The sequence below is a fragment of the Streptantibioticus cattleyicolor NRRL 8057 = DSM 46488 genome (genome assembly GCF_000240165.1).
Lineage (GTDB): Bacteria > Actinomycetota > Actinomycetes > Streptomycetales > Streptomycetaceae > Streptantibioticus > Streptantibioticus cattleyicolor.
Map to the genome: position 1 here is coordinate 142,844 of NC_017586.1, position 6,732 is coordinate 149,575.

The 6,732-nt window shown below is 62.2% G+C and carries 8 protein-coding genes; all 8 read right to left on the bottom strand.

Features of this window, described 5'->3' with window-relative positions:
- Nucleotides 1-191: 191 nt before the first annotated feature.
- The 8 genes from SCATT_RS38405 to SCATT_RS00620 all read right to left on the bottom strand — a co-directional run bounded on the left by SCATT_RS38405 (nt 192) and on the right by SCATT_RS00620 (nt 6,667).
- A complete protein-coding gene (locus tag SCATT_RS38405; RefSeq protein ID WP_157894796.1) occupies nt 192-512 on the bottom strand; it encodes a hypothetical protein in 321 nt (106 codons plus the stop codon).
- 198 nt (nt 513-710) lie between these two features.
- A complete protein-coding gene (locus tag SCATT_RS00590; protein WP_014627229.1) occupies nt 711-1,937 on the bottom strand; it encodes a cytochrome P450 in 1,227 nt (408 codons plus the stop codon).
- The gene (locus SCATT_RS00595) at nt 1,934-2,953 is read right to left on the bottom strand and encodes a thioesterase II family protein (protein WP_014140907.1); all 1,020 of its coding nucleotides are present in this window, start codon (nt 2,951-2,953) and stop codon (nt 1,934-1,936) included. Before SCATT_RS00595 ends, SCATT_RS00590 begins: the two co-directional genes overlap by 4 nt.
- Nucleotides 2,954-3,107: 154 nt before the next feature.
- Nucleotides 3,108-3,581 (bottom strand): nuclear transport factor 2 family protein, encoded by a 474-nt coding sequence (locus tag SCATT_RS00600; protein WP_157894797.1) that lies wholly within the window; start codon nt 3,579-3,581, stop codon nt 3,108-3,110.
- A 96-nt stretch (nt 3,582-3,677) separates the two neighbouring features.
- Complete coding sequence (locus SCATT_RS00605; RefSeq protein ID WP_014140909.1) at nt 3,678-4,520, bottom strand: mycofactocin-coupled SDR family oxidoreductase; 843 nt, start codon at nt 4,518-4,520, stop codon at nt 3,678-3,680.
- A 48-nt stretch (nt 4,521-4,568) separates the two neighbouring features.
- Nucleotides 4,569-4,991, bottom strand: a complete 423-nt coding sequence (locus SCATT_RS00610; protein ID WP_014140910.1) for an allene oxide cyclase barrel-like domain-containing protein — start codon at nt 4,989-4,991, stop codon at nt 4,569-4,571.
- Between the two features lie 27 nt (nt 4,992-5,018).
- Nucleotides 5,019-5,420 carry a nuclear transport factor 2 family protein gene (locus SCATT_RS00615; protein ID WP_014627233.1) on the bottom strand — a complete coding sequence of 134 codons (402 nt, stop codon included), beginning with the start codon at nt 5,418-5,420 and terminating at the stop codon, nt 5,019-5,021.
- The gene (locus SCATT_RS00620; protein WP_014140912.1) at nt 5,417-6,667 is read right to left on the bottom strand and encodes a cytochrome P450 family protein; all 1,251 of its coding nucleotides are present in this window, start codon (nt 6,665-6,667) and stop codon (nt 5,417-5,419) included. The genes SCATT_RS00615 and SCATT_RS00620 overlap by 4 nt, the downstream gene beginning before the upstream one ends.
- Nucleotides 6,668-6,732: the final 65 nt, after the last annotated feature.

Consider the following 6,732-nt stretch of genomic DNA (forward strand, 5'->3'; position numbering starts at 1 on the left):
GCCGTGATCGACCGGGAGCTCCACCTCCCGCGGCCTTGGATCACCGAACCGGACCGGCACGACGAGGCCGGCATGCTCATCCGCGTCCTGGCCATCGGCCGCGGCCTCCGCAGCCGGACCGCCGTCGGGCTGCGGCGTGCCGACGAGATCACATCCTGCCCCGGCATGCCTGGCAACGGTTCTCGGCCGGGTCAGGAACCCAAGGGCAGCGCCGGCACGACTGGGCCCTGAACAGCCACCTGATCCCACCGGCGGGCCGAGGAGCCGGCGTTCCATCGCTGCTGTTCCCCCGAGATCGTGCCGCCGCGCAAGTCGCGGAGGGGCTGGCCGGGCTCGACGAACACCAGGTTCGGCGCCGGACTTCCTGGCAGCGCCGGACACTGCTTCGCGGTGCTCACCCACGCCCTGCTCGCCATGGTCGCCGCCAGTGAACACACCGAGCAGCCCGCCACGGACGGGCTGACTGCGCTGACCGGCAACGAGATCCGCCGACTCTGCACGGTCTTCGTCATCGAACCCGCCCCGCCGCCGAGCTTGCCCCCAGTCCTGGTCACGCCGGCGACGACGCCACCAACACCGCGCCAGGATCAGCCACTACCAACGCCAGGTGGTGGCCACCCTCGCACGCGCACGACGAACTACGGCCGGCGTACTGGAAGCAGGGGCCCCTGGCCGGCCGATGGGACAGATCGCCGTTCTCCGAAGATCAATCATGCCGCTTTGACCGGGATCCCCCGGAGGCCCCGCAGCGTGAAGTCGGGGCCGAATTCAATATCGCCCGCGATCTCGTACTCCGGCAACTCGTCCAGCAGCCGATTCAACCAAATATGCATCTCCATCCGAGCCATATGAATTCCAAGGCAGATGTGAGGCCCGAAACCAAATCCGATATGTGCTTTACGGAGACGGAAGATGTCGAAGGAGTCCGGGTTGTCCCAGCGAGCGGGATCGCGATTCGCGCATCCCAGAAGAGCCACGACCGAGGAACCCTCGGGGATCGTAAAGCCCTCGACCTGCGACTCGTCGCTACAGGCGAAGCGCAAGACCGATTGCGTGAGAGTCGACCAACGGTGGACCTCCTCGAGTGCGGCGGGAACGAGCGACCTGTCGGCGACCAGCGCGCGACGTTGGTCAGGATGGCGTCCCAGCGCGTACAACATCATCGCCATCACCTGTGCGGTACTCTCATTCGCCGCAACCGTCAGCATCGTCCCGTTGGCCAATATTTCCCGATCAGGCATGGACGGCGCGAAATCGTCGAACACCATCTGGCCCATGAGCGATCCATCAGACACCCCCAGCGCACGGTGCCTTTCGATGAGGCCGCCGATGTACGAGTTCAAAGCAACTGCTGCCGCAGCGCCCTCGGCGACAATCTCTTGCCCCCTCGGAGTCGGGTCCAGCCGCGCGCCGAGAACCGCCGCCGTTGCGTCACTCCATTTGATGAAGTCGTCGTACACGTCCTCTTCGACGCCCAGCAACTGGGCAGTGACAACAGTGGGAATGATCCGCGTCATCTCCGCGAGAGCGTCGAGAGATTCGCCGGAGCGAAGGCGTTCGACGAAACGATCCACGTATACGTCCACAACTCGCTGTATCCGCGCCGCCCACTCGGCCTCGACAGCCCTGCGCTCGAATCCTGGCTCCCAGATTCCGCGGACCCTCTGATGCCGTGCACCATCGGTGCCGAGAAAAGTCGGTCCGCCGAACGCTTTCTCCATCTCCGGGAGCACGTTCGCCGAGTTGAAATGGCGGATGTCACCAAGCACTCGCGCGCAGTTGTGATGCGACATGATCATGTACTGATCGTGGTGGGAGTTGTAGACAACCGGCCCCAAAGCTCGCCATGCGGCCATGGTCTCATAGGGGTCCTGCACGAAGTCTGGATCAAGCATGTTCAAGTCCACGGTGGGACATTCCGTCACTGCGGAGTTCATCGGACGTCCTCTCCCTGGCCGGGATCGATATCACCGGGCGTCATTGCGGCCAACACGTGTTCAGCGGGAACGTTGTAGCAGTGGGCATCAAGAGTGTGCAGCTGGGACAAGCGGATGAGCTCATCCTTGTCAGTCGCCTCGATGAGACCTCCGCACATCGGGCAGCTCACTTCAAGGCCGGCGTCCATGGCCGCACCCTCTTCCGGTTCGTCGCTGAACAGACCCTGGCGTTCCGCCGTGATGCCTCGTTCGGAACGGAAGCCGAAGAGCACACGCCTCACGCAGTCGGCTATCTCGGCGATGTGCTCGTGTATGAAGAAATGACCTCCGGTCAGGACCTTGATCTCGAAGGATCCGGCTGCGTGTTCTCGCCAAGCACTTGCCTCCTCGAGCGACACGCTCGGATCGCGATCGCCCGTTATTGCCATGATCGGCACGTTCAACGTCGTCTCTGTTGTCGGCGCACGATACGTCTCGACGGCCCGATAATCGCCACGGATCACGGGAAGGATCACGCGTCTCATCTCGTCGTCTTCGAGAAGAGCCGGGTCCGTGCCACCCAGCGATCGGAGGTTGGCGATGATGCTGTCGTCATCGGCCGCATGAGAATCCTCATCACGATGACGCGACGGGGCGCGGCGCCCGGACGCGAACAATGCGAGCGGCGCGCGTCGATCATCTCGCTGGAAGCGACGCGCCACCTCGAACGCCACCACCGCACCCATGCTGTGACCGAAGAATGCGAGTGGCTGCGTTTCCCACGGGATCAGCGCCTCACAAATCTCATCGGCGAGCTGACCAATGTCCTCGATCAAAGGCTCGTGACGACGGTCCTGTCGCCCTGGATACTGGACTCCGAGCACCAAGATGTCCGGTTCGAGCGATTTTGCCAGCGAGTGAAAATACCCTGCCGAACCGCCCGCGAACGGAAAGCATACGAGATGTACTCGACCGCGCCGAGCCGAGCTTCGCAGCGGCCTGATCCAGGATCCGCCACTCGTGGTTGATGCGTGCACGTTCCTTCTTTCTCAGGCTGCGCGACCGGCAACACCGCTGGTCGCCGAGAACGGGAATCCGAAGCAATCGACGCACAGCCAGGTGGTCGGCACCGGCCGCGGGGAGTCCTGCGATCCGACGCGTGACGGCGGCCTCAGGGCGTAGCTGTCCGGTCTACTGATCGAATGGGCTCCGCCCTGCCGGGAATTCGAAGGTACCGACTTCCGGCCTGGTCAACGGGATCACTTTGCGGCTGGCGAACTTCCAGATCCCGTCCTCGCGAACGTATTCATCCTTGTAGTACGCGGTGGCCCGTGAGATCCCGCCGGCCCGCACATCGCCCTGGGCGAAGACATGGCAGTTACCGGACGCTCGGGATTCGTGAATCTCATTGATGACATGATTGGCCGTCAGATGGCAGAGGTTCTCCATCTGCCCGTAAATATCGACTTCGAAGTGATGCCGGATCTCGTCCTTCCCGGTGAACCTTCCCAGTCCGAACTCTTCTTCGTCGAAAACCGGGCCGACGTCGCTCCACAGCTCCATCAAAGAATCGAACTGGCGAGTGTCGAGCCGATACGCATACTTGGCCGTCAGCTCAATGATGTCGAGTCGATCGACCATGCGAGAGAATGCGTTCTCCGTCACCACGGGAAGCCTCCGGTAACTTGTTCGCGCCTGGGGCGCTGACAGGACTTCGGTTGATCGATGAGCGACGTCTTTTTCGTGAACCGGCACCAGCTCCTATCGAATTTTGTTGGGAAGCATCATTCCGGCATCCACGGGAAGGGTGATTCCGGTAATGTGACGTGCCTCGTCCGACGCCAGATAGAGCACGGCGTCGCTGACCCCCCGCGAGTCCAGCCAGCCGACGGGCAACGCGCTCATCTCCTTCATCACATCGTTTGCAGCCTCCGGTGTCGGATCGGAGACTCCGGGCAGGAAGAGTTTTCGCATCGGAGCATTGTTGACCATCGGCGTGTCGATATTTCCCGGATTGACCGAATTCACGCGTATGTTGTGCGGTGCCAGCTCTGCTGCCAAGGCACGCATCAACCCGACCACGCCGTGCTTGGATGCGGTGTAGTGCGACATGGTCGGCACGCCGATCAACCCCGCTGTCGAGCTGACGAAGACCAGTGATCCGCCCTCGTTCCGTTCGATCATGTGGGGAATCACCGCTTTGACGGTTTTCCACGATCCCGTCAGATTGACGTCAATAATTTCCTGCCAGGCTTCGTCGGAAAGTTCCCACGAGAACCCGAAGCTGGATATTCCAGCATTTGCGCACACGACGTCGATATGACCGAACTCGGCTATCGCCTCATCGACGACACCCTGCAGTTCCTCGAAGTTGCGCGTATCCGCCCGGCGGGCGAGGATCCGCCGGCCCAGCTGTTCGACCAGTTGCGTCGTCGAGGCAAGATCCTCACTGTTCGCCCCTGGATACGGCGTGGTTTCGAGGTCCGCGCACAGGTCAACAGCTACGATGTCTGCCCCTTCCTGGGCAAGTCGCACCGCATGCGAACGTCCCATTCCACGCGCAGCGCCAGTAACCAATGCGACTTTCCCGGCGACCCGGCTCAATTCTCGACCTCCACGTCAAAGAAAACAAGGATGCTCGATTCGGATCGTTCACTCGGCAGCGGCGAACATGATCAGTTTCACGTCGGCCCCTTCGACCTTACCGAGATCGTAAGGACGCCAAGCCATGAAACCCGTCTGGCCGAGGTACCGGCCACTGGTACCCACACTCGGGTAGTAGGCCCAGTCCCCCGACAGGAGTGACCCGAGGTCGATCCAACCGGCAACCCGGATCGTTCCGGATCCGTCCTCGAAGACGACTTCGTTGGTCAGGTAAGCCATGAACTGGTTGTCGGATTCTCGCTGATAGAGAATCTTGTAGCCACCCGAGGTGGTGGCCACTTTTTCACCGGACCTGGTGAACAGGGCGTGCTCGTAGGTACCACCCTGGCCGACCTGGATGTTCTGGAAGTCCTCGATGTCAGTGGTGGCGCTGATCGTCGTCTCGACCAGTTCCTCGTAGCTGTTGAGCACGGTTGGACCCTTTCTTGACCGAGTAGTTCAGACCTTGCGGTAGACGTCCTTGAGCACGATCTTCCCGTCGCTCAGGATGAAGAGGTCGACACCACGATTGACCACCTTTCCGTCATCGGTCTCCACGGTCCACCGAACCAGCCCCATGTTCTCACCGAACATGATCGGCGATTCGAACTTTCCGTCGACCCCAGAGGCGATCATCTTTTCGCGCATCGCGTTCATGCTGGTGATCAGATCGCCGATCTGATCCTTGGTGTGGACCGTTCCGAGTCCGTCTCCGTCGGGCGTGATCCACTGCCCGTCATCGGCGAAACATTCGACGGCGGTCTCGATGTCGCCGGCCCCCGAGCTCTTGAAGAACCGGTCGATCACTTCTGCTGACATGGTTCCGCTCCGTTCTCGTCGTTGACGGTGCTCATCGGTCATGCGTGCAACCTGACCGGTAGCCGCTCCAAACCACGGAACTGCAGGGTGTAACGCCAGGTGAGTCGTTCCAGTGGCTCGGCCGCCTCCCAGTGGGAGAACCTGTCCAACAGCCGGGCCAGCACGATTTCGCCCTCGAGTCGTGCCAGCGGCGCACCGACACAATGATGGATACCGTGCCCGAAGGCCAGGTGTGTAGCAGCATTACGGCGAATGTCCAGCCGGTCCGGCTCCGCGAACCGATTCGGGTCCCGATTCGCCGAGGACAGCGCCAGGAACACGACCTCGCCGGCGGGAATAACAGTATCACCGACCTCCACCGGTTCGGTAGTGTAGCGCAATGTAGAAAGGTTCAACGGGCTTTCATACCGCAAGAATTCTTCCACTGCGTTCGGTATGAGGGTGGCATCCCCGCGCAACAGCTCCAACTGTTCGGGATACTTCAGCAGGGCGTACACCGAGCTGCTGATCAGGTTGGCGGTGGTCTCGTACCCCGCGTTCATCATCAGGAAGATGGTGGAAAGCAGCTCGGACTCTTCGAACCGCTCCTCGTTGTCCGGATCGATCATCGCGTTGATCAGGTCGTCCGCGCCGTCATGACTGCTCGCCTTCTGGGCCACCAGGGTCCGGAAGTACTCGAGCGACGCCATGTAGGCCTGATACTTCTCCGACGGCTCCGAGTCGACACTGGTCAGCGCGCGGTTCCACCGGCGAAGATCCTGGTGGGCGGCGCGAGGTACACCGAGCAACTCGCCGATCACCGCGATGGGGATGGCCATCGCCACCGACTCCACCAGGTCGATCTCGGCTCCCGTCGGGATCGCGTCGAGCAGCTCGTCGGTGAGCTCCTCGACGCGCGGCCGCAGATCGAGTGTCCGGCGCATCGTGAACGCCCTGCTGAACATCCGGCGCAACCGCGAGTGTTGCGGCGGATCGCTGAACAGCATGCTCTCCGACGTGATCGCCGCGCCCGAGACGTCCTCCGTGCTGTGCTTGGCGATGATCGGTGCGGCACCCCCGGCCGCCTTCGAGAGTCTGGGATCGGCCAGCAGCCGGCGCACATCGCTGTATTCGGTGACCAGCCATGAACGCAGGCCTGTGCTCAATGTCTTGATGACGAGCCGCCGAGGGCCCGTCCCGGCGCGCATCTCGTGGTAGGTCAGGTACGGGTCCTGGATGAAGTCCCAGCTCAACAGGTCGGCCTCGGCTGTCCCGGTGCCGGAGGCGCAGGGCTTCGTGGAGTCGGTCATGAGGGGGCGTCCCTTGTGCTCGAGTGGGGGAACGAGGGGATCAACTGGTCCGGACCGGTCTCGGT